At 37.0% G+C, this 23,513-nt stretch carries 23 protein-coding genes, 1 other RNA gene and 1 riboswitch; of the genes, 10 read left to right on the top strand and 14 right to left on the bottom strand.

What is annotated here, in order from left to right; all coding sequences use genetic code 11:
- Positions 1-3: 3 nt before the first annotated feature.
- The 3 genes from PEDSA_RS07350 to PEDSA_RS07340 are packed head-to-tail and all read right to left on the bottom strand — an operon-like array spanning position 4 to position 2,838.
- Positions 4-1,584, bottom strand: coding sequence for an ATP-dependent DNA ligase (locus PEDSA_RS07350; protein ID WP_013632531.1), 1,581 nt, complete (start codon positions 1,582-1,584; stop codon positions 4-6).
- The gene (locus PEDSA_RS07345; protein WP_041537006.1) at positions 1,581-2,594 is read right to left on the bottom strand and encodes a ligase-associated DNA damage response exonuclease; all 1,014 of its coding nucleotides are present in this window, start codon (positions 2,592-2,594) and stop codon (positions 1,581-1,583) included. The genes PEDSA_RS07350 and PEDSA_RS07345 overlap by 4 nt, the downstream gene beginning before the upstream one ends.
- Before the next feature lies 1 nt (position 2,595).
- The gene (locus PEDSA_RS07340) at positions 2,596-2,838 is read right to left on the bottom strand and encodes a hypothetical protein (protein ID WP_013632529.1); all 243 of its coding nucleotides are present in this window, start codon (positions 2,836-2,838) and stop codon (positions 2,596-2,598) included.
- Between the two features lie 167 nt (positions 2,839-3,005).
- Between PEDSA_RS07340 and PEDSA_RS07335 the strand changes: the two genes are divergently transcribed.
- From PEDSA_RS07335 to PEDSA_RS07310, 6 genes are all read left to right on the top strand, one after another.
- Complete coding sequence (locus PEDSA_RS07335) at positions 3,006-4,259, top strand: putative DNA modification/repair radical SAM protein (protein ID WP_013632528.1); 1,254 nt, start codon at positions 3,006-3,008, stop codon at positions 4,257-4,259.
- A 1-nt stretch (position 4,260) separates the two neighbouring features.
- Positions 4,261-5,040 (top strand): TIGR03915 family putative DNA repair protein, encoded by a 780-nt coding sequence (locus PEDSA_RS07330; RefSeq protein ID WP_013632527.1) that lies wholly within the window; start codon positions 4,261-4,263, stop codon positions 5,038-5,040.
- Between the two features lie 515 nt (positions 5,041-5,555).
- On the top strand, positions 5,556-6,047 hold the full coding sequence (locus tag PEDSA_RS07325) for a VOC family protein (RefSeq protein ID WP_013632526.1): 492 nt from the start codon (positions 5,556-5,558) through the stop codon (positions 6,045-6,047).
- Positions 6,048-6,392: 345 nt separating this feature from the next.
- Entirely contained in the window at positions 6,393-6,965 is a 573-nt protein-coding gene (locus PEDSA_RS07320) for a DUF417 family protein (protein WP_013632525.1), read from the top strand.
- A gap of 143 nt (positions 6,966-7,108) precedes the next feature.
- Positions 7,109-7,642 carry a dihydrofolate reductase family protein gene (locus tag PEDSA_RS07315; RefSeq protein ID WP_013632524.1) on the top strand — a complete coding sequence of 178 codons (534 nt, stop codon included), beginning with the start codon at positions 7,109-7,111 and terminating at the stop codon, positions 7,640-7,642.
- 105 nt (positions 7,643-7,747) lie between these two features.
- Positions 7,748-8,167, top strand: a complete 420-nt coding sequence (locus PEDSA_RS07310) for a hypothetical protein (protein WP_013632523.1) — start codon at positions 7,748-7,750, stop codon at positions 8,165-8,167.
- Between the two features lie 453 nt (positions 8,168-8,620).
- Here PEDSA_RS07310 and PEDSA_RS07305 read toward each other — a convergent pair whose 3' ends face one another.
- Together PEDSA_RS07305 and lepA are read right to left on the bottom strand one after the other, a co-directional pair.
- On the bottom strand, positions 8,621-9,505 hold the full coding sequence (locus PEDSA_RS07305; protein ID WP_013632522.1) for a bifunctional 5,10-methylenetetrahydrofolate dehydrogenase/5,10-methenyltetrahydrofolate cyclohydrolase: 885 nt from the start codon (positions 9,503-9,505) through the stop codon (positions 8,621-8,623).
- A gap of 95 nt (positions 9,506-9,600) precedes the next feature.
- Complete coding sequence (gene lepA / locus PEDSA_RS07300) at positions 9,601-11,388, bottom strand: translation elongation factor 4 (RefSeq protein ID WP_013632521.1); 1,788 nt, start codon at positions 11,386-11,388, stop codon at positions 9,601-9,603.
- Between the two features lie 227 nt (positions 11,389-11,615).
- Between lepA and PEDSA_RS07295 the strand changes: the two genes are divergently transcribed.
- Together PEDSA_RS07295 and PEDSA_RS07290 are read left to right on the top strand one after the other, a co-directional pair.
- Positions 11,616-12,500: a fructosamine kinase family protein gene (locus tag PEDSA_RS07295; RefSeq protein WP_013632520.1), complete on the top strand. Its 885-nt coding sequence runs from the start codon at positions 11,616-11,618 to the stop codon at positions 12,498-12,500.
- Positions 12,501-12,584: 84 nt separating this feature from the next.
- Positions 12,585-12,785: riboswitch (cobalamin riboswitch) on the top strand.
- A gap of 149 nt (positions 12,786-12,934) precedes the next feature.
- Positions 12,935-14,041: a DUF5074 domain-containing protein gene (locus PEDSA_RS07290; RefSeq protein ID WP_013632519.1), complete on the top strand. Its 1,107-nt coding sequence runs from the start codon at positions 12,935-12,937 to the stop codon at positions 14,039-14,041.
- 76 nt (positions 14,042-14,117) lie between these two features.
- Here PEDSA_RS07290 and PEDSA_RS07285 read toward each other — a convergent pair whose 3' ends face one another.
- The 9 genes from PEDSA_RS07285 to PEDSA_RS07250 form a co-directional block, all read right to left on the bottom strand.
- A complete protein-coding gene (locus PEDSA_RS07285; RefSeq protein ID WP_013632518.1) occupies positions 14,118-14,597 on the bottom strand; it encodes a GyrI-like domain-containing protein in 480 nt (159 codons plus the stop codon).
- Between the two features lie 195 nt (positions 14,598-14,792).
- Positions 14,793-15,413, bottom strand: a complete 621-nt coding sequence (locus PEDSA_RS07280) for a trimeric intracellular cation channel family protein (protein ID WP_013632517.1) — start codon at positions 15,411-15,413, stop codon at positions 14,793-14,795.
- Positions 15,414-15,426: 13 nt separating this feature from the next.
- A complete protein-coding gene (locus tag PEDSA_RS07275; protein WP_013632516.1) occupies positions 15,427-16,692 on the bottom strand; it encodes a M20 family metallopeptidase in 1,266 nt (421 codons plus the stop codon).
- A 19-nt stretch (positions 16,693-16,711) separates the two neighbouring features.
- Entirely contained in the window at positions 16,712-18,172 is a 1,461-nt protein-coding gene (locus PEDSA_RS07270; RefSeq protein ID WP_013632515.1) for an MFS transporter, read from the bottom strand.
- Positions 18,173-18,464: 292 nt separating this feature from the next.
- Positions 18,465-19,865 carry a sigma-54-dependent transcriptional regulator gene (locus PEDSA_RS07265; RefSeq protein ID WP_013632514.1) on the bottom strand — a complete coding sequence of 467 codons (1,401 nt, stop codon included), beginning with the start codon at positions 19,863-19,865 and terminating at the stop codon, positions 18,465-18,467.
- Between the two features lie 102 nt (positions 19,866-19,967).
- An RNA gene (rnpB, locus tag PEDSA_RS19745) (RNase P RNA component class A) lies at positions 19,968-20,358 on the bottom strand.
- A 14-nt stretch (positions 20,359-20,372) separates the two neighbouring features.
- The gene (locus tag PEDSA_RS07260) at positions 20,373-20,798 is read right to left on the bottom strand and encodes a c-type cytochrome (RefSeq protein WP_013632513.1); all 426 of its coding nucleotides are present in this window, start codon (positions 20,796-20,798) and stop codon (positions 20,373-20,375) included.
- Positions 20,799-20,802: 4 nt separating this feature from the next.
- Positions 20,803-21,459 (bottom strand): SCO family protein, encoded by a 657-nt coding sequence (locus PEDSA_RS07255; RefSeq protein ID WP_013632512.1) that lies wholly within the window; start codon positions 21,457-21,459, stop codon positions 20,803-20,805.
- Between the two features lies 1 nt (position 21,460).
- On the bottom strand, positions 21,461-21,895 hold the full coding sequence (locus PEDSA_RS07250) for a hypothetical protein (protein WP_013632511.1): 435 nt from the start codon (positions 21,893-21,895) through the stop codon (positions 21,461-21,463).
- A 267-nt stretch (positions 21,896-22,162) separates the two neighbouring features.
- Between PEDSA_RS07250 and PEDSA_RS07245 the strand changes: the two genes are divergently transcribed.
- Together PEDSA_RS07245 and PEDSA_RS07240 are read left to right on the top strand one after the other, a co-directional pair.
- Complete coding sequence (locus tag PEDSA_RS07245) at positions 22,163-22,528, top strand: hypothetical protein (RefSeq protein ID WP_013632510.1); 366 nt, start codon at positions 22,163-22,165, stop codon at positions 22,526-22,528.
- Between the two features lie 199 nt (positions 22,529-22,727).
- Positions 22,728-23,510: an MbnP family protein gene (locus PEDSA_RS07240; RefSeq protein WP_041537338.1), complete on the top strand. Its 783-nt coding sequence runs from the start codon at positions 22,728-22,730 to the stop codon at positions 23,508-23,510.
- Positions 23,511-23,513: the final 3 nt, after the last annotated feature.

Below are 23,513 nucleotides of genomic sequence, written 5' to 3'. Positions count from 1 at the left end.
TGGCTATCTGATGAGCTTTTTAACATCTTCAATTGTATCGATATCATTAACGGTTTTGTCTTTGCGCCACCGCAAAATTCGCGGGAACCTAACAGCTACTCCACTTTTGTGCCTGTTGCTGTAAGCTATGCCCTCAAATGCTATTTCGAAAACCAATTCGGGCTTTACCGTTCGTACCGGGCCAAATTTCTCTATGGCGTTTTTACTTACAAATTTACTGACCTCAATAATTTCTTTGTCGGTTAAACCGGAATAAGCCTTTGCAATAGTAACCAGTTGATCTCCGTCCCGGACAGCAAAAGTGTAATCGGTATAATGTCCGCTTCGGCGCCCCGAACCTCTTTGGGCATATATCAATACAGTATCTATAGTTAATGGATTTATTTTCCATTTCCACCAATCACCTTTTTTTCTGCCTGCATGATAGGGAGAATCCTTGTGCTTAAGCATTAAACCTTCTGCATTAATTTCTCGGGCATTTTCCCTGAGCTCATGTAAACTTTGCCAGTCTCTAGTATTGATAATAGAAGATAAAGAAAAGATAGGGTTTTCGTTTTTAAGAATGATGTCTTCCAATATTTTTCGTCTGGTTTTCAGTGGGGTATCTCTTAAATCCTGTCTCTCATATTCAAAAATATCATAAACAAAAACCTGAATAGGGATTTCCTCTAAAAACTTCCGGCTGATATTTTTACGGTTCAGCCTTTTTTGTAACTCATTGAAATTAAGAACAGCTCCGTTTTTTACAGGTAATATTTCACCATCAAAAACGAAATCACCTTTCATAGCCGATAAAGCTTCAACAACCTCAGGAAACTGACTGGATACCAATTCTTCTCCGCGAGACCAGATAAAGACCTCATCATTCCTTTTTATAAATTGGCCTCTTATACCGTCCCATTTGTATTCAACCTGCCATTCATGTCGTTCTTTTAAATCTTCCAGCTCTTTTTCCAATGGATACGCAAGACAAAAAGGATAAGGTTTTGAAGCGTCGGGATTGCTGCTCTCTCCTCGGATCAACTCTTCAAATCGGGCGTTTTCTACCGTCCAGTTTCCCATAATGGAGTGAGTAATGGTGCTGGGGGTAATGTTTGAATATTTAGCAAGTGCATTTACCAACATTTTTTGTGAGACTCCTAGCCGAAAACTGCCTCCGATCAATTTATTGAAGATAAAACGTTCGGTATAATCCAAACCGCTCCATGCATTTAAAATAAAAGCTTTTTTAGCATCGTCGCTAGCATCTTTTAAGGCATTTATTTTCTGCATCCATTCGCTTAGTGATAAATCCAGTCTTTGCGTATGAGGAGGGAGAATCAGTGCTATTGTTTCCCCCAGATCGCCAACTGCGCTGTAGCTTTCTACAAAAAGCCATTCAGGAAGACCTGTAAATTCCAATACCCATTCACGCATCTGTTTTGTAGTTACAATTCTCCGTCCTCTTTTACCGGAAAATAAAGCCAGAAACCATAGCCTGTCTTTATCCGGTGCGAAACTAAAGAAGTTTACCATAGCGTCTATTTTAGCATTGGTTTTATTGGTGCTTTCCAGATCGGTAATTAGTTGAGCGAAATCTTTCATAGCGATGTATTTTCTTCTACGGCCTCATCTTCTTCACCGAAATGCGTTTGTAAAGGCACTGCATAAAATCCAATTTCATTTAAGTATTTTGTAAATACATCGGAATATCCGTGAGTAACGTAAATCTTTTCAGCGCCCGTTTCTTTTATGGTATGGATAAGCCCTTGCCAGTCAGCATGGTCAGATAAGGCAAAACCGGCATCTGCAGATCGCCATCTTCTGGCACCTCTTACCTGCATCCATCCCGAGCAATAAGCAATCAATCTATCTGGTATTTTCCTGATGATGTTGCTGTCCATAAGGGCAGGAGGGACGATGACAATTTCTCCCTTTACATGTTGCAGATTTTCTGAAAAATTAAGCACTTCATATTCAGGTAGAGAAATATTTGCAGAAGCTATAGCCTGATTAAGCTTGGCAACAGCTTGATGTACATAAATTTTTCCTATTCCATCCAAAGCTTTCAGAACACGTTGCGCTTTACCAAGTGCATATCCAACAAATACCGAAGTTTTTCTTTCTCTTTTATTACGCAATGCCCATTCCTGCATTTTCGTATTCATCTCCTGTACCGGGAGCCAGTTATAAATAGGCAGTCCAAAAGTACTTTCCGTTATAAATTCGTGGCACCTTACTGTTTCAAAAGGAGCAGAAAGTTCGTCATCCTGCGTTTTGTAATCTCCGCTATAAACCAGTACCTGACCTTTATACTCTAAACGGACCTGGGCCGAACCAATAACATGCCCCGCGGGATGAAAACTTAACTTTATCCCATTTATAAAAATAGTCTCATGATAATCTAGACCTTGTATCGAGATATCTTCTCCAATTCTTAATTTTAAAATAGGTACACTATCTTTCTGGCACAGATAATTTTTCATTCCCCATCTGGCATGGTCGGAATGTCCATGAGTAATAACTGCGTAATCTACCGGAAACCAGGGGTCAAGGTAAAACTTGCCGATAGGACAATAGATACCTTTCGAATTGAGTGTAATGAGAGATTTCAAATTATAAATCGTTAACTTTTGGCTTTCTATCGCTATCGAAAGAATGATTAGATTCATTAATGCGATAAGTCCAGTTCTTACAGATAATTACATCATTAGAATCAAAATGTTTAATAACACCATTGTGATTTAAAGCTACTACCCAACAAGTATTCTGATGCATACCATAATCTATAATAAATAATGCCTGGCCACGGCCCAATGGCGTATCTACCAGTATCATCGGATTTAATTGTAAAATCATAAACTTAATTTAGTTGTTCATAGATAAGTTGTTTACTTTAAGACAAGTATCATGCCGTTTAATCCAAACGATTTTTCAGGTCTACCGAGGCGCTAGATATATTATTCGGAATATAAAAAAATGCTAAAATTTTTAGTAAATCATAATGATTTACATACTTTTGTAGTATGTGGGAAAGAATCAGGGAAAAACTACAAATCTTGGCTGATGCTGCTAAATATGACGTTTCTTGCAGCTCTAGTGGAAGCAATAGAAAGAACGATAGTAAAACAATTGGAGATACTGGAAACGGAATATGTCACACCTATACAGAAGATGGCCGTTGCGTATCCTTATTGAAAATTCTGTTGACTAATTATTGTATTTATGATTGTTTGTTCTGTGTGTCACGTCGGAGTAATGATGTCAAACGAGCAGCTTTTACAGTAGATGAAATTGTAGAACTCACCATGGAGTTTTATCGCAGGAATTATATCGAAGGATTATTTCTTAGCTCGGGTATTTTTAAAAACTCGGATTATACGATGGAACGTCTCGTCTCGGTTGCGAAAAGGTTACGGCTCGAGGAAAAATTTAATGGCTACATCCATATCAAAAGTATTCCCGGTGCAAGTGAACACCTGCTTCACGAGGCTGGAAAATATGCCGATCGGATGAGTATTAATTTGGAAATGCCTACAGATGCAGGATTACAGCTTTTTGCTCCAGAGAAATCACACGATGAAGTGAAGAGAGATTTGGGAATTGTAAAAGACAAGATTATCGAATTAAGTTCCGAAAGAAAGCTTATCAAATCTGCTCCCAAATTTGTTCCAGCTGGTCAGAGTACTCAAATGGTCATCGGTGCAAGTGCGGAAACAGATAAAGATATCATGCATACCGCAAATAACTATTATCAGAATTTTAATCTAAAAAGAGTTTATTATTCGGGATATATTCCGATTAGTTATGATAATCGTTTGCCGACAATAGGAGTGAAGCCACCTTTATTACGGGAAAATAGGTTGTACCAAACCGATTGGTTAATGCGATTTTATGGTTTTGATGTGAAGGAGATTCTAAATGATGAAAATCCTAATCTGGATTTAGAAATAGACCCAAAGCTAAGTTGGGCGTTAAGGAATCCTCATTTATTTCCAATTGACATCAACACTGCGGATTATAAGATGATTATGCGAGTTCCTGGAATTGGTATAAAAAGCGCCATGAAAATTGTAGCATCCAGAAAATTTGGAAGATTAAGAATGGAGCAGATTAAAAAGATGGGAGTGGCCTATAACAGGGCAAGGTATTTTATAGTATGTGCGGATTCGGCATTTGGTGGATTGGACAGACAACCAGAAATTATCAGAAGGCATATTTTAGAAGAAAGCCAGTCTAAATATAAAGCCCTGAATTCCAAACAGCTTACATTTTTTTAATATGAAAGCCATCGTTCCTCACCTACTTTTTGACGGCTCGTGGAAAGGTTTTTTAACCTGTATCTATGAGACGTTCGATAGAAAATGGCTTGGTGCAAAAATCTTTGTTGAAGAAGATTATCAACCCAGTATGTTTGACGATTGTTTTATTGTCTTAACAGATAATGAAAAGGCCCGCCGGGTAAATAAAGGTCTGTATAAAAAACTGGAAGGCACAACCTTCAAATCATTCTTTTATGCATTTTTTTCCGAATCAGAGATATGTTATCAGCACCTGTTGGATATGGCAGTTTATGTCTTTAGCCATCAGGACTATGTTGCAAACAACTTTGGACACCCAGCGGTGATAGCTGTAGAGCAGTTTTCCAGAAGCGTAAACCGGGAAGCCCATCGGATGAAAGCATTTATCCGCTTTCAGAAACTGAGTGACGGCACTTATTTCGAGCTTATTAATCCGGATTTCAATGTTTTGCCTTTGATATGTAAACATTTCACTAATCGTTATGCCGATCAGCCCTGGATTATTTATGATGAGAAGCGCAGTTATGGTATGTTCTACAATAAAATCGCCATACAGGAAATTTCGTTTCAACTTTGGGAAAGCATAAAAGGGTCAGACGCAATAGCTGTCCAACCATTCGATAAGGAGGAAGTAAAATTTGATCAGCTTTGGAAAGATTATTATAAAAGCACCAACATAGCTTCCCGGAAGAATGAGAAATTGCACCGCCAACATGTTCCTATTCGCTATAGAAAGTACCTGAATGAGTTTACTTTCTAGTGGTAAACATGTTGATCTGTAAAAAGCTTCAACTTTTTATAAAGTGATAGAAGTTAGCAGATTGTCGTAAAAGCGAGCAGATAAACGAAATTTTCACGATTTTTCCATAAAAAATAGATATTAAGTCCAAAAGTTACAGAAAAATATACGCTTTGTATAAAGTCAAAAGGGATTTTCCACTTTTCTGGCGCAAGTCTTGTGCATAAGAGAGAATGAAAGAGGATTTGTGCGTCCTTGACAAAATTTTTGCTTTTAAGAATTTTGTTTAAAATGATAGATAAGGAAATAGAATAAGCATGTTTTAGTTGTTCAATAAACACATGGTTTTAGGTGCTAAAAACATTCATAACTTACGTACTTATTCACTGAAATATCGGAGAAGTAAAAGGCGATTGCGCCGTTGAAAGACCCGAATTTGTTTAGTGTTTATAATCATACTTTGTAATTTAATCTAAAAATAGAACAGGAAATGCAGTTTTGCCTTTCTGGTATAAATCAACATTTAAATTAATATAATGGATTCATACAAAGTTCCGGGACAAACGCGTATAGGACACGTTCATCTAAAAGTAGCTAATCTTGACAAGGCACTTGAATTTTATAGTGGCTTATTAGGTTTTGAAGTCACCACACTTTATGGTACCCAGGCGGCTTTTGTATCTGCTGGCGGCTATCATCACCATATAGGTTTAAATACCTGGTACAGTAAAGATGCACCTCCCGCATCGAAAGACGGTGTTGGCTTATATCATGCCGCCATTCTTTATCCAACAAGAAAAGACCTGGCAATAATCTACGACCGGCTACGTAGAGCTTACTACCCATTGAGCGGTGCAAGCGACCACGGAGTTTCAGAAGCATTATACCTTGATGATCCGGATGGAAACGGTTTGGAACTATATTGGGATAGACCAAAAGAATATTGGGAATACAATGAAGATGGAACGATTATAATGTACACCAAACCTTTGAACCTTGAATCATTAATTGGTGAATTGCAGAAATGAAAACAGGCAGGGCTGGAGTAATATTAGGCTTCTTCGTAACAAATATAATACCCTGGGCTTCATGTGAGTTGTAATAGCTTATTTTCAGATGGTTACGAAATAGACTCCCAACAAAAAACGATTGGAAAAATTATTATAAGGAAGAATCGAAATGTAAACCTATCTTAGGACTAAGAAAAAACTATAGACGTATAACAGGATAATGAAGAAAATTTTTTTCAGTAAATAGCTGAGGGTGCTATGAAATTCTTATACAAGATTTGAGAACGTTGCAGTAATGCAATAATCAAACCTATGGCAAATTTGAAACAATTAAAAAGTAAGCGAATTTAAAATACAAATATAATGAGCAGGCTAATTTCAATTTTGGCTAACAGCCAATCACATCTTATTAATCTGGCAAGAATTGCAATCTTTATAGTTATGGCCTGGATAGGCGGATTAAAAGCATATCAATACGAAGCTGATGGAATAGTTCCCTTTGTTGCCAATAGCCCTTTAATGTCGTTTTTTTATTCAAAAAAAGCGCCGGAATATCAAGAATATAAAAACCCAGAAGGAAAAACTGTTCAAAAAAATATAGACTGGCAAAAAGAAAACAATACTTATGTTTTCTCTTATGGGCTGGGAGCTGTGATTATAATAATAGGAATATTGACTTTGTTGGGTATATGGTTTTCTAAAATAGGATTAATAGGTGGACTTTTGACTTTTGGAATGTCTTTAGTGACCTTATCATTTTTAATAACTACACCCGAAGTTTATGTTCCAAATTTGGGTGGAGATTTTCCGACACCACAATTTGGTTTTCCATATTTGTCAGGAGCAGGTCGATTGGTAATAAAAGACGTTATAATGATGGTTACAGGATTGATTTGTGCATCGGACTGTGCAAAACGAATTTTGAGAAAACAATAATACCTCCTGATATAGCGAGAATGACAAGTAAGATAAGTATAAGAAAAAGCTCTTTGTGGTCATTATTAAATCTAAAATGCCTTATTTTTACAATGCCAATAGTTTCTTAAAACTCCCTTTGCAGAACAACTAATATTAAAAAAATGCGAAAAATCTCACTTTTCATTGCAACAAGTTTAGATGGTTATATTGCAAAACCCAATGATGATCTCAGTTTTTTGAAACTTGTAGAAAAAGATGGGGAAGATTACGGTTATGCAGAATTTACAAGTACAGTTGATACCTTGATTATTGGTAGAAAGACTTACGATTATGTGCTTAAGGAAATCGGTTCATCTTATTACGATAACGGAGATAGAGATGTTTATGTTATTACCAGAACTGCGAGACCGAGTACAGGTAGAACAACTTTTTATGCAGGAAACTTAAAAGATTTAATTGACCGGCTTAGATCGGAAAATGGGAAAAATATTTATTGTGATGGTGGAGCTGAAGTAATCAATGAATTATTAAAGTACGACTTAATAGATGAGTTTATCATTTCGATAGTCCCAGTTTTATTGGGGAACGGAATAAGATTGTTTAATGATGGTCGACCAGAACAAATGCTTGAATTTGTGAAAGCAAAGACATTTGAGACTGGATTAACCCAGTTACATTATAAGCGAAAAAAGTAAATATACCAGTTCAAGTCTTCAAAGTGTAAGGTGTTTAAAGATACTATGCATGTCAAAGATTATTTGGTTAAGACTTGTGCCGGGTTTATATAAAGATAGAAAAATATGAATCCAAAAACTGCAATTAAGATAATGCTTGGATTACTAGTCTGCGTGATACTTTTTCATTTGAGCATTATTTTAAAAATAACTCCATATGAAATAACGTGGGGAGGAAGATTGAAAAATGATACCGAAATGTATATTTTTGAAGCTATTTCTTTGTTAATTAGCCTTTTATTGTTTTTAGTGCTATTAATTAAAGGAGAGTATGTGAAAGATTTTATATCGACGAAAGTAGTTAACACAATTTTATGGATTTTTATAATATTGTTCGGTTTGAATACTATTGGAAATATCGTTGCAGAAACTATTCTTGAGAAATCCTTCGCTGTATTAACGTTGGCTTCTGTAATACTAATTTTGATAATTTTAAATAAAGGCAAAAAGCGGGCTCACAGTAATAGCAATGTATTAAAGACATAGGTGAATGAAGCCACGGTTTACTTAAAAGATATTATAGAAATTGTCGCAGCTATCGGGCTATTATTCCAAATTTCCGATTTGTTACAGCGTGGTTGTTAATTGCATTTTTCATACTCATACTTCCTGTAAACATTTATACTGCAATAAAACACATCGACTATCAAAAAGGGACTTTTGATGTGAACGGACTGATTTATTTATGGTTCAGAATATGTTGCAATTTCTCTTTATTATTTGGGTATACTTATCGTCTAACAGAAGCTGAAAAAACGTTTCGGTCAGGCTTTAGGATGGTCTTAACTTTAAAGATTTTGAGCTGTGATCGGTGAAACCTATTCTTGTAATACAAATACCAAATAAAAAAGCGATTCTGAACATAGAATCGCTTTTTTTATATCTATAAAAGAATCTCTTTACTCTCCACTTTCCACTCTTTACTTTCTACTTTTAACCCTATTTAGCGTAAATCTCATTTCTTGCAGCTGCCAAAGTATTTCTCAATAAAGAAACAATTGTCATTAAGCCAACGCCACCGGGAACCGGAGTGATATATGAAGCTTTAGGAGCTACGTTTTCGAAATCAACGTCGCCATATAGTTTAAATCCGGATTTAGTTGTAGTAGAAGTTTCGCGGTTCATGCCTACGTCAATCACAACCGCACCATCTTTAACCATATCAGCCGTGATAAAGTTCTTTTTACCGATAGCAGCAATTAATATATCCGCATTTTTGGTGAATTCTGAAAGGTTTGCCGTTCTACTATGTGTTAAGGTAACAGTACAATTCCCAGGATTGGAATTTCTAGCCATTAAAATACTCATTGGGCTGCCTACAATATTACTTCTGCCAACAACCACGCAGTTCTTACCTGCGGTTTCTACACCATAATATTCTAGCATAAGCATTATACCATAAGGCGTAGCAGGCAAAAAGCAAGGTAAATTACGTTGCATTCTTCCTAAATTGATAGGGTGGAAGCCATCAACATCTTTACGGTAGTCGATTGCTTCGGTAATAACATCAGGGTTAATGTGTTTTGGAAGCGGTAACTGAACGATAAAGCCATCAACTTCAGCATCCTTGTTCAGTTCTTCGATTTTGCTTAACAGCTCAGCCTCGGTTACTGTTACATCGTATCTTACCAAAGAAGACTTGAAACCTACTTTTTCGCAATTCCTCATTTTGCTGGCCACATAGGTTTCGCTACCCCCATCGTTACCCACTAAAATGGCAACTAAATGCGGTTTTCTACCTGTTTTTTCTAGCATTTCTGCTGCTTCTACAGCGATTTGTTTTTTAAGCTCTTCAGAAACTAATTTTCCGTCTAGTAATTTCATATTTTAGTATCAAGTACTTGGTATCAAGTATCTAGTAGGCAGTATCAGATTTAATAATCTTGATACTTTATACTGGATCCTTGATACTCTAAAATCTAATCCAATTTCAATACAGCCATGAACGCCGATTGAGGTATTTCTACGTTACCTACCTGGCGCATACGCTTTTTACCTTTTTTCTGTTTTTCCAGCAACTTACGTTTACGGGAGATATCACCACCATAACATTTTGCGGTAACGTCTTTTCTTAAAGCTCTAACATTTTCGCGGGCAATAATTTTAGCCCCGATAGAAGCCTGAATAGCGATGTCAAACTGTTGCCTAGGGATCAACTCACGTAGTTTCTCACAAATCTTTTTACCAAATTCGTAAGCATTACTTCTGTGAATCAATGAAGAAAGAGCATCAACCTGCTCACCATTCAACATAATATCCATTTTTACCAGGTCAGATTGTTTGTAACCAATCTGGTGGTAATCAAAAGAAGCATATCCTTTAGAGATCGTTTTAAGCTTATCGTAAAAATCAAATACAATTTCGCCCATAGGCATTTCGAAAACTAGTTCTACACGATCAGAAGTAAGGTAATGCTGGTTAACAATTACACCTCTTTTTTGAATACAAAGAGACATTACCGGACCAACATACTCTGATTTGGTAATAATATTTGCTTTGATATACGGTTCTTCTACGAAATCTAACTTAGAAGGATCAGGCAATTCAGAAGGGTTGTTTACAATAATTTCGTCGCCTTTAGTAGTGTAAGCTTTGTAAGAAACGTTTGGTACGGTTGTAATAACCGTCATGTCAAATTCTCTTTCTAAACGCTCCTGAATAATCTCCATATGCAGCATTCCAAGGAATCCACAACGGAAACCAAAGCCTAAAGCGGCAGAAGATTCTGGTTCGAAAACAATAGAAGCATCATTAAGCTGCAATTTGTGCATGGCCTCTCTCAGCTCTTCGAAATCTTCGGTATCTACAGGATAGATTCCGGCAAATACCATAGGTTTTACCTCTTCGAAACCTTGAATAGCTTCAGAACATGGTCTTGCGGTATGCGTAATGGTATCACCAACTTTTACTTCGCGGGCTTCTTTAATACCCGAAATGATGTATCCTACATCGCCTGTCTTTACAACATCTCTGGGTGACGGCTGCAGTTTTAAAATACCTACTTCGTCTGCAAAATATTCTTTGGCAGTGGCCACAAATTTTACTTTATCATTTTTACGAATTTCTCCGTTGACAACTTTAAAGTACGCGATAATGCCACGGAAAGGGTTAAAAACCGAGTCGAAGATTAAAGCTTGCAACGGTGCCTGTGGGTCGCCTACCGGAGCCGCTACACGCTCGATAATGGCAGCTAATATATCGTAAACTCCCATGCCCGTTTTACCGGAAGCAGGAATTATTTCGTCTCTTTCACAACCTATTAAATCAATAATCTGGTCTTTTACCTCCTCTGGCATAGCTCCCGGAAGATCCATTTTATTTAAAATAGGGATGATGGTTAAATCATGCTCTAAAGCAAGGTATAAATTAGAGATGGTTTGTGCCTGAATTCCTTGAGACGCATCTACAATTAATAATGCCCCCTCGCAAGCAGCAATAGAGCGGGAAACTTCGTAAGAAAAGTCAACGTGTCCAGGAGTATCTATAAGGTTAAGGACATAATCCTCACCATTATATTTATAATTCATCTGGATGGCGTGACTTTTAATGGTAATACCACGCTCGCGTTCCAAATCCATATTATCCAACAGCTGTTCCTGAGCTTCGCGTTGAGTAATGGTATTAGTATATTCCAATAGACGATCGGCAAGTGTACTCTTACCATGATCGATGTGTGCAATAATGCAGAAGTTACGTATATGCTTCATGTGATTTGCAAAGATAGATTTTTTAATAAAAAAATTATTGCGATTTTACAACTGTATATCAAGAGTCTGTTTAAAATTCATATGATAATTTTTTTATGGCTCTTTCTCGTCCCAATTTACCGGGATGATGTTTTGAGGCATTAGCTTGGTTATCTCAAGAAACATGCCTTGTCTCGCTATAAAAGGTTGAAAAAATACTATATAAATTTAAAGACTTTAAAAAAACAATGTGGTCCGAAAAATTTAGAAACGAAGTAGAGCAAATACTTAAAGCCTCGGAAGGCAATGATTTTAAAATCAAATATTTCGAATCGGTAAGAGGTGGAGATATTAGTGATGCTTTTTGTATTGTCGGCACAACATCCAATTACTTTATAAAGGTAAACGATGCGCAACGTTATCCCGCCATGTTCGAAAAAGAGGCTATAGGTTTACATTTATTGCAATCCTCTAATGCCATCAAGACACCGCAGGTTATTGCATTTGGCGAAAGCGACGGCAGGGCTTTCCTTATTTTAGAATGGATTGTCATAGAAACTTTTACCAGTGCCGCTATGTACGATTTAGGGCAACGTTTGGCTAAAATGCATCTGTCGAGACATGAGAATTTTGGTTTTTATACCTCCAACTATATGGGAAGCTTCTATCAAGACAACCAACCGAATAACGACTGGCTTAGTTTTTTTTATGATAGAAGGATAAAACCACAGGTAGATCTCGCATTAGCAAGAGGTGGTTTACTGGAAATTGATGATATAAAAAATATAGACAATACGCTTCATTTTTTAAGTAGCATATACGAACCCGAAAGACCCTCTATGGTTCATGGTGATTTATGGAATGGCAATATAATAACCAATAAATTGCAGGAGCCAGTATTAATAGACCCTGCGGCATATTATGCACATAGGGAAATAGATATTGCAATGACCCGACTATTTGGTGGTTTCAGCGACCATTTTTATGCGGCCTACCAGGAAACTTTTCCATTGAAAAGGGGATGGGAAGAGCGTTGCGACATCTGGAATATTTACCCGTTATTAATTCATCTTAATTTATTTGGAAAGAGTTACCAGCATCAAATCAGGAATGTATTCAGAAGGTATTTGTAAGAGAAATAGCCATATAGCGTAGCATTATAATACATTTACCATAGAGAGGTGCAAAAGTTTATTTCTTTTTTATTGCCAAATAATTACCTTTGCGATGCTTGAGGTTTCCGTTAGTAGCCTGTGCTTTTTTCGGAATTAATAGGGAATACGGTGTAAATCCGTAACTGTCCCGCAGCTGTAAGTTCTCTTAACTGTTTTCTATTCTTAGCCACTATCCATATTTGGGATGGGAAGGCAGAAAACAGGAGAATAAGTCAGAAGACCTGCCTTAAGTAGTTAAAAATTCTAAGCTTTCGTGGATTGAAGCTAAGAGTAGAACAAGATTATACAAATTTAAGTTTTGCGGTGTTGGTGCTTATATAGCTATAGCTGTATTGATGCGTATGGTTAAACAAGACTATTTGTTTTTTGATAATTACTATACATAAATTATAATGACAACTAACAATTTGAAAAAAGGGCTACTGGCCTTAAGCTTAGGTCTATTCTTTTTTAGTTCTTGTAAAAAAGATAAATCGCCAGCGTTCGAGCAGCTAAAAGGGATCTATGTTTTAAATGAAGGCAGGGTCGATTACGAAAACGCTTCTATCAGCTATTACAATCTGGAAACTAAGGAAGTAACACCAGATTATTTTAAATCAGTTAATGGAAGAGCTTTAGGAGAAACGGCTAACGATTTGAAACAGTATGGAAGCAAAATTTATTGTGTTGTAAGCGGTGTACAGGGTAAAAAGAAATCGTTTGTAGAAGTATTAGATGCCGCAACAGGCAGATCTATAAAAACCATTTCATTTAACGGAGATACAGAAGGTTACTTGCCACGCTATATAGCTTTTGATAAAGGCAAAGCATATGTTTCCAGATACGATGGAAAAATTAGCCGTATAGATACTGCAAGTTTAAGCATAGATGCCAACTTACAGTTGATGAATGGCGGAGATATAGCCGAAGGAATAGAAGAGCTGACAGTAGCTAATGGAAAGTTGTATGTAACAGGTTCTGACCATTTTTTATTCCCCCAACGTAGTTTAAGCGATAAAGTGGTGGTTATAGATCTGCCGACCTTTAAAGTTATTAAGGAAATTCCGGTAAATCTTAACCCTACCAGAATTACTACTTTAGATAACGGTGATTTACTGGTTACCTGCTCGGGGAATTATTGGGATATCCCCGCGAAACTAGATAGATTAAGCAGTGCTACAGACAAAGTAACCGCTTCCTATGATTTAGATGCTACTGTAGTAGCAACTAAGGGTCAATCTTACGCCATGGTTACGGGAACAGACTGGACCATAAATTTATATACCTTTAATACATCAACCGGAAGTTTAGGAACTCCGTTTATTACCGACGCAACGCCTATTACCAGTTTATACGGTGCAAATGTGAATTCTTTGGACCAAAGTGTGGCTTTAACAGATGCTATCGATTATAAAAATAACGGGCAAGTATATGTTTTTGATAAATTTGGAAAAAAACAATATGCTTTTGAAGCTGGTGTGAATCCGAAAATAGCTTTATTCCAATACATTAAAAAGTAGGATTAATGTTAAATAGAAGAGCCTATCCGGAATATCTGCCAGGTTCTGGACAGGCTCTTTTTTATCAGTGTAAAATTTATAGTTTAGGTTTTACCGGAATCCATATTTCCTCCTCAGAATCCGTATCGTTGTTTTTATACTTACTTCCCAATATCTCGAAATGCGGACGATGGTCCAGCTCATAGCCAGATTTAGGAATCCAATCAAAGTAAATATAGCGATATATACTATCGTTGGTATTTAGTCCCTTATAATGGAAAACTGCATAAAGACCGCCATTTAGAATAAAAGATTCCATTCCAGCAGGGATTTGTTCCAAATCGCTAACTTCTACTGCAGCACATTTTTCAAATATGTTCTGAATATTGAAATCTTTGAAATGATGTTCTTTATAATACGTTGCAGAAATAAGGTCGTTTGAAACCCGGTTGGCGATTTCGTTTTTTCTCGGCATAAATTGCTTCCATAGCTCAACTACACAGTAGTTTTCAAAACTCATTTCCATACTTATACCAATCAGCCGCTTTTCTTCGATTTCAATAATACTTGGTTTCATGTTCGAAATTTAGTAATATTCTGTCGTTTCTTTCTTAATGCAAATGGAAGATAAAAGTTAGCGGAATTAAGACAAATATATTTTAAGAAGCAGTTTTTTTTTGATTTCAATATTTTATGAATCAGATGTTTGTAATGTGTAGCTTAATCTGATAAACTAAATAAATATACAAAATGCTATTACTTTTTACCGACTTTATTTTGAATAATTAGGCAAGTTCCAGCGATAATGTAGCGCTAGTAAACGTAATCCAAAACATGTAATTAACGCAATAAGAGAAATCCAATCGCTAGATAAAATTTTCGTATAGTATCCTAAAACCACAATTAAAGCTCCCAATAAAGCTGCGGACGCATAAATCTCTTTTTCTAATATTAAAGGAACCCTATTGAGCAAAATATCACGTAAAACACCACCGCCAACAGCTGTAGTGATCCCTAAAAGAACAGCAACTTCGGCATTATGACCGTAAGCTAAGCTTTTTTGAGCACCGGTAACGGCAAATAAGGAAAGGCCTAATGCATCAAAAAATTGAACAGGGTGATTAAGCCGCTGCACAAAAGCATATAAACCAATGGTCATTCCCGAGGCAATAATTGCAGTTACTAGATAGTGCCAGTTTGTTAATCCGGCAGGCGGAATAGCTCCTATACAAATATCTCTTATAATCCCCCCGCCGCAAGCTACCGTAAAAGCAATAGCACAAATCCCGAACAGATCCAGCCGTTGTTGCTTTGCAGCTACCGCTCCACTGATAGCAAAAACAAAAGTACCAGCCAAATCAAGAAAATTATAGAGCGAATGTAGTTTATCCATATTTACAATGCCTTTAATCCAGCCAGGCTAAAGCCGCTGTTATCATAGCCAGCAAACCTGTTTTTAAAGTAGGATTTATTACCGGTGCGAATTTTGGTGAATGATTGCTGGGAATAGTATTTGTCAAATTATTTTTTTTAGCATCCAAATATATCTTTGGATCGGTTCCGCCAACGAACCAAAAAACATAGGGTACATTCCAATTCCTGCCGAAAACGCTAAAATCTTCACTGGCAGACGCTGGTTTTGTTTCAAATGATTTGTCTCCAAATTGGGCTTCGAAGGCTTTCGCTAACCTGGCGGTAGCGGCTACATCATTCACCGTCATTGGATAGCTGTCTATCGGAGTAAACTCCGGATCTCTCGGTGCGTTGGAAGCGGCACATTCTGCACAGCAGATCCGTTTAACCGCAGAAAGGATATGATCTTTTACACTATCATTGAAAGTGCGGATATTAAGTTTTATTGTGGCATCCTCAGGAATAATGTTCTCTTTAGTGCCGGCTTGTAACGAGCCTATTGTTAACACAGCATTCTCTATCGGAGCTATCTCTCGAGAAATGATTGTTTGCAGTCGCATGGTAGCGGATGCTGCCATTATAACCGGATCAATAGAGGTTTGAGGTTGCGAGCCGTGAGCACCCCTGCCAAATAATTTAACTTTTAGGCTATTACCGGCAGATAAAATCGGACCACTTCGATATCTTACAGTACCTGCTTCGCCAACCATAACATGTTGTCCTAAAATAATATCGGGTTTAGGGAATCGGTCCATCATACCATCGTCAATCATTGCCTGTGCGCCACGTCCAACTTCTTCACCCGGTTGGAAAACAACCATTAAAGTTCCTTTCCATTGATCTTTATGCTCTGAAAATAATCTTGCAGCCCCCATTAACCATGTTACATGAATATCGTGACCACATACATGAGATACGCCCACTTCTATTCCGTCTTCATTCTTGGATACTTTTGTACTAGCGTAAGGCAGTCCAGTAGCTTCTGTAATAGGAAGTGCATCCATATCTGCGCGAAGCATTACAGTAGGCCCCTCCCCATTTTTCATAAGGCCTACTACACCAGTTGTACCGATTTGTGTAGATACCTCATATTGATATTTAGTTAAGTAATCCGTGGCTATTTTTGCCGTACGGAATTCTTGCATAGATAATTCAGGGTTTCGATGAATATCTTTATATATATCTTCAAGTTCAGGAAGCAGTTTCTCAATAGACTCATCTATTTTATTATTAAATGCTTTAATTTGAGTAGTTTCCATAGTTTTAAATTGAAATTATTTATCTTTTTTCTTTAACATTATGCTTAGGGACTGTTGCTAGAATAGCAATAATGGCCACAACGACCATAAACACATTAAAAAGCAACCCTATGCCGGCCGCGAAACGAACATTAATGTTGTCAGTTCTCCCCATGAAAATATTAGCCATAGGCGCAGTGCCATTTGTATTACTAAGCCCGTAAAAGATAGCAGCAGAAATTGCAACGCCAAATGCCGCTCCCAGAGAGGATGCCATTTTATATATTCCGGATGCGGAACCAGCTTGATTGTCCGGAACATTGCTCAAGGCTGCATCTGTTGAGGGGGTTGCATAAAATCCCAGACCTATTCCAAATAATGTAAATCCAACAAATTCGACGATAATATACTCCTTAGCCAACAAAAAGGTAAAACTGGTAAGCAAAATACCCAGACCAGTTATATAGCAACCTAGTAACATAGGCTTTCTGGCTCCCATCTTTTGAAGTAATTTTTCACCTATACGAATAGTAGCCAAAATGGCTACCAAATACCCAATAGTTGTCAACCCCGACTGTAAAGATGATAGTCCTGCTTCTGTTTGTACAAGTGCCAATGCAACTAAGAGTGTTCCTGCAGCACCATTTAGTAAAAAATTCGATAGCGTAGCTCCAGAAAATGTTCGATTTTTGAATAGCGATAAATCCACAAAACTATCAACATTCTTATTTTCCACTCTAAAAAACACAAAAGCAGATACCATAAAGACAACTACCAAGATTATTATAGAAGGGCTTAACCAACCAAGACTTGCGCCTTGCCCGATAGCGATATTAATAGCCAGCATCGCTATAATGAAAGTAATAAGGCCTTTCCAGTCAAAGCTTTTTTTGCCTGTTGATGCTGATTTACTTTCTGGCGTTCCGCGGATTAGAAAATAACTGATAATAGCAACTATAATAGAAAGAATGAAAATCCACCTCCAGCCAATCGTCGAGGCTATAAATCCACCGAATAAAGGAGAAAGTCCAGAGCCACCCCATGAACCGATAGACCAAAAGCTAAGAGCCCGTTGGCGTTCCGTACCATCGTAGTAAGTTTTCATTAATGCTAATGTTGCAGGCATAATGCAGGCGGCAGAAAGTCCTTGTAAAATACGTCCGGCTAACAAGAAAACAGCTGTTCCTGAGGGAGAGATAACAATTAGAAGCGAGCCTATAATACTTAATAGCAGGCCAATGTAGGTGATTTTTACCCTTCCAATCCGGTCGGCCAGGTCACCCATTACCACTATGAAAATTCCTGAAAATAAGGCAGTGATTGTTACAGCAATGTTATTTATATCTTGATCGATCTTGAGATCCACACTCATTGTAGGTGCGATATTCAATGTCGTCTGTGCGAAAAGCCAAAAAGTTACCACACTTAGAACAATGCCCGTTATAAGTTTGTCTGTGCCACGGTAGCCGGATTCTACAGGGGGTGTATTAAAAGAGTTCATAATCCTGCTTTTTTGGTTCAATATTTAATGTCAATACATAAAATATTTACATAATAAAAGTGTTAATAGGGTAACTTTGTTTTAATTATTATAACTTATATTATTGTTGTTTGTCGAATGTAAGTCGTAAGAAAAAGAATTTAAAAATCTAATAAACAAAGCGTAGTGTTACAATTGACTCATGAAATTTTGGGAAAAGAAGGGGAGAAGAAAAAAAGAAGACTGTATCAAAAGGTTCTCCTTATCGGTTTCGCTTTTAATACAGCCTATATAAATATAGGTTAGCAGGCGCTTATTCGCGTTTTAACCCGAACTTTTCTATTTTACTGTACAAATGACTTCTTTGGATATCAATATCCTCGGCAGTCTTAGATACATTCCAGTTATTTTTTTCTAATTTAAATTTGATATACTCCTTCTCCGCATAGTCTTTATAATCCTGAAAACTGGCAAAAGAATCAAAGTCCGGCGTAGCAACGCCATTTTGCGCGTGGATATCAAAAGTGTTTACCGGTTGGTAAATACTTTCGTTAGGATTAGAGTAAAGTTTTACATCTTCATCGGTGATGGTTTTATCACTAAGTATTATTAATCTTTCAATGACATTTCTTAACTCCCTGATATTACCGCTCCACGGTAAAGCCTTTAATGCTTCATGTGCAGCCAGTGAAATTTGTTTCGTTGGCATTCCGTAGTCATTGCATATTTCCTCACAAAAAGTTTCAGATAATAAAGGAATATCACTTGTTCTTTCTACCAGAGGTGGAACGTGAATATGAATTACATTCAAACGATGGTATAAGTCCATCCTGAAATTTCCAGAATCTATTTCTTTTAAAAGATCTTTATTGGTTGCAGCAATTACCCTTACATTCACATCTATTTCTTTTTCTCCGCCCACACGGGTTATCTTGTTTTCCTGCAAAGCCCTCAGTACTTTGGCTTGCGCCGAAAGGCTCATGTCACCAATCTCATCTAAAAATAAAGTACCGCCGTTAGCCTGTTCGAATTTTCCAATCCTTTGCTTTACAGCGGAAGTAAAAGAACCTTTTTCGTGACCAAACAATTCCGATTCAATCAATTCGGAAGGAATTGCAGCGCAATTAACCTCGACTAAAGGACCCGATAAACGGCTTGACTTTTCATGAAGCCATCTCGCTACTAGTTCTTTACCGCTTCCGTTGGCACCGGTAACTAAAACACGGGCTTCGGTAGGGGCAACCCTTTCTATTGTTTCTTTAATTTTAAGGATAGCCGGAGAATCGCCCAGAATTTCCCTGGTTTTAGTTTTACTAACCTTTTGTTTTAATGCTTTAGTTTCGGTAACTAAAGAGCCGCGATCCAACGCGTTTCTAACAGTAATTAAAAGTCTGTTTAAATCAGGTGGTTTAGAGATAAAGTCAAAGGCTCCTTTTTTTGACGCCTCAACGGCAGTTTCTACAGTTCCATGTCCAGAAATCATGATGAAAGGTAAATCTGGCTTTACGGATAGACCTTTGGTAAGCACTTCCATGCCATCCATCTTATTCATTTTGATATCGCAAAGAACAAGATCGAAGTTTTTTTTCTTGATAAGGTCTAAGCCATCTATACCATTGTCGACATCTTCAACTTCAAAATTCTCATATTCTAAAATGTCTCTCAAGGTACTTCTTATAGCTCTTTCATCATCAATAATTAAAATTTTTGCCATAAAGTTTTATTTGATCAGTTTGTGCTATGAACTGTATACTAAAGTATACATTTTAAGTGTAAAAAAAAAGTCCTGCAGAAATATGCAGGACTTCAAACGCGTAATAAATGCAAATTTATAAGCCGGGTTCTGTAATCCTGTATTTCTACAGGATTCCTCTATCATTTATCTTGCCATAACATTGCTGTTATGATCTAACGACCTACCCTTCCCGATAGTTTCTAAAAACAGCAAGACGGGCCGCCTTGACGTTCGGGATTTATTTGGTCTTTCAACGCCTGAGGTTTACCACGATGCATGTCGCCATACAAAGTCGTGAGCTCTTACCTCACGTTTTCACCTTTTCCCCAATTACTCGGGGTAGTTTATTTTCTGTAGTACTTTCTGTCACCTTTATTACAAGATGCCTTCCCGTTAGGAAGCAAGCTGCCCTGTGTTGCCCGGACTTTCCTCTCTTCCGATAAATCGAAACAGCGATAGAGCGATTTGCATTACAAATTTAACGTTTTATTCGCAATTCTTATTTAATGCAGCTTCAACTTCTGTAACATCGTATATACCCTGCGAGTTTCCGAAGGTATTAGTTACATAAGTGAGTATCTTTGCAATATCTATAGCAGCCAAATGACTCTCTGCTGGCATGGGAGTCTGATAAGTTTCTCCGTGTATCACTATTGTATCGCTTAATCCATATTTTACTATACACGCAAGTTTGTCGCGGTTTTTACTTAAAAAAGTAGTATCCGTTAAAGGAGGGATAATCCCCCTCAAACCGGTTCCGTCTTGCATGTGGCAACTTTGACAGTGATCCTTATATAGCGTTAAGCCATCAGAATAATAGCGTTTGTATTTAATTTCCTCCTCGCTGCAGGAAGATATTATAGATAATATGGCTACGCCAGCAAATAAAGTCCATAAAAGATGCTTTCTCATAGCTTTACTTTTGATACTCTTTTAACAAAGTAGGGATGTCTGCTATTAATTTATTTACTTCAGTTTCATCGGTACCATTATATGCACCTCTGATGTGACCTTCCTTATCAATCAGGATAAAGTACCCCGAATGCATAATGCCACCGGGTGCTTTTTCATCGTCTTCTGCTATGTTCATATAGCCGTCACGGGCAAGCTTATAAATAGTTTCTTTATCTCCGTACACGAAATGCCATTTATTACCATCAACACCCAGTTTCTCCTGATATTGTTTCAGTACCGGAATAGAATCCCTTTTCGGATCTATAGAATGGGATATAAAAGCCAGCTGATTTTCATTTTTAAATTTATCGTATACCCTTAACATCTGCTTCTTCATAATCGGGCAGATAGATGGGCAGGAAGTAAAGAAAAAGTCGGCAACGTAAATTTTGTCGCTCATTTTCTTGTTGTCAATAACCGTACTGTCCTGATCCAAAAGGGAGAACGCAGGTATCGTTTGGTAAACCGAGTCAATTATTGTTTTTCCATCTACATTCTTTTCAACCGCTTCGCGATGGCCTAAATAAGGTAGCTTATCGCTCTTTTTATCTCCCGAACAACTAGCTCCGATATAGGTAAACAAACTTAAGACTGCCAGCTTAAAAAAATAGTTCTTCATGTTATTTATGTTTCTGGATAATTGCTTTGCTTCTGGACAAAGACTGGTCAAATAATACTTTTACAGAATCGATACTCTTGCGTTGCTTGCCTAAATAATCCATAATCTGTTGATGAGACATTCCTGTATAGTCGGGATCGAAATTGTGCATCCATTCCATCATGGCTTCATCAGCTTTAGACAGGTCGCTTTTAGCGCTATCAATACTTAAACCTAAAGTAGCAGTATCTGCATTGTTTAAATTTTTAAAGTTGTTTCTAAGTTGATCAAGCTGTAGCTGATCTTCGTTCAGCTCATCCATTCTGGCCATAATAACGTCATGAGCGTCCAGAACTTCTTTTTGTAATTTTTCCTGTGCTGCCTTTTCGTTTTGGCAAGAACTTAAAATAGCAATAAAGCTTAATAATACAACCAGAGGTAAAATTCTAATCTTCATTTTATTTGAGATGTTTAAAAGGATTTTTATCATAAAATATATGCGCACATTTAATTGTGGACATTTAGAATTCAGAGAGGCCCAAATTTACAATTATTTCTATAGCAAAGGAAATACTTAACAGTTGTTTGGTTTTTACTTAGTAAACTGTTGTAAATAGGTTAAAGCGGTTCTTATGATATGACAAACAATACTATGTGACGTTTTTAAAAAAATGACCGATATCATTTTGGCTATCGCGTATAAAGCAGTAATTTTGTAATTGAAATGAGGTTATTAACGGTAATTTTCCTGGTTTTTGCAATGCTGTCTGCTAATTTTAGCAGGCTTTTTGTATTTGCCGGCTTTGAATTGAACCAGAAATATATTGCCGAAACATTATGTGTAAATAGGGATAAACCCCAAATGCACTGTAACGGGCATTGTTACCTTATGACGAAGTTGCAGCAGGCTCAGGAGAAACAAAAGCAACAGGAGAAAGAAACTCAGAAACATAGTTTTCAGGAAGCTTTCTTCGAAGAGATTGCCATGTTTGACTTTAAGCTGGAAGAGTTGCACATTCAAAATGCCCATATTCCTAATATGAGAGGAGTAGATACTTCTTTCCCTTTATTCCACCCACCGCGGGCCTAAGCTTTTTTAGCCTGATCACACAATTATTTTAAGAATTCAGAGAGCTAATATATTGTGCTGATTAGTGAGTTTCTAATTTATTAATCAGGTCTTTTATTGCAAAAGCTTGTTGGTAGTTATGCTATTAAGCTAAATTATAATTGACTAAGAATTACGATTTACTAAAAAAGCCGCATAGCGGTTGAAAGTGGAAATAAAAATGAAAAGAATCATATTATATACTTGTGCAGTTCTATTAATGGGTTTACATGCCTGTAAAAAAGACAAAGTAGAAATAGACAATACCGTAAAAGCTCCATTAGAAATAGAGTTTGACCATATTGTAGGAGGGAAAAAGCTGGTTTTAGGTGCTACCAATTATAATTCTTTAAACCAGGAGTTTACGGTCGATATGCTGAAGTATTATGTCAGCAATATCAAGTTGAAAAACACAAATGGCGAAGAATATGTTGTTCCGCAAAATGATAGCTATTTTTTAATAGATGCCAGTACAAAAGAAAGTACCTTGGTACATATTGAGATTCCTGAAGGAGATTATTCTCAATTGAGTTTTGTTTTAGGTGTCGATAGTTTAAGAAATACTAAGCCTATTGATGAAAGAACGGGAGTTCTTGATCCGGCTGTTGGTATGTACTGGACCTGGTTTCCAAGTTATATCTTTTTCAAGATGGAAGGTTCATCAACTTCAATTCCAAGTGCAGACCATAAGTACAGATTACATATAGGCGGTTTTGGAGCGAACGAAAAGCCAGCGGATAACAACATTAAAACAATTACTTTAGATTTAACACATGGTGGTGCGCCTAAAGTACGATCAGACAGAAAAGCTAACGTACACCTTAAAGTCGATTTATTAAAAGTATTGGAAGGAAATTATAATATAAATTTCGCTACCAGTGAAGTAAATATTATGGCGCCAGCAGGCGGAACAGCCATTGCTAACAACTATGCAAAAATGTTTGCACACGATCATTCTCATTAAACC

Origin of the sequence: Pseudopedobacter saltans DSM 12145 (assembly GCF_000190735.1) — a bacterium.
Classification (GTDB): domain Bacteria; phylum Bacteroidota; class Bacteroidia; order Sphingobacteriales; family Sphingobacteriaceae; genus Pseudopedobacter; species Pseudopedobacter saltans.
Note: the sequence above shows the minus strand (reverse complement) of the source record. Positions and strands in the feature narration are given on the sequence as shown.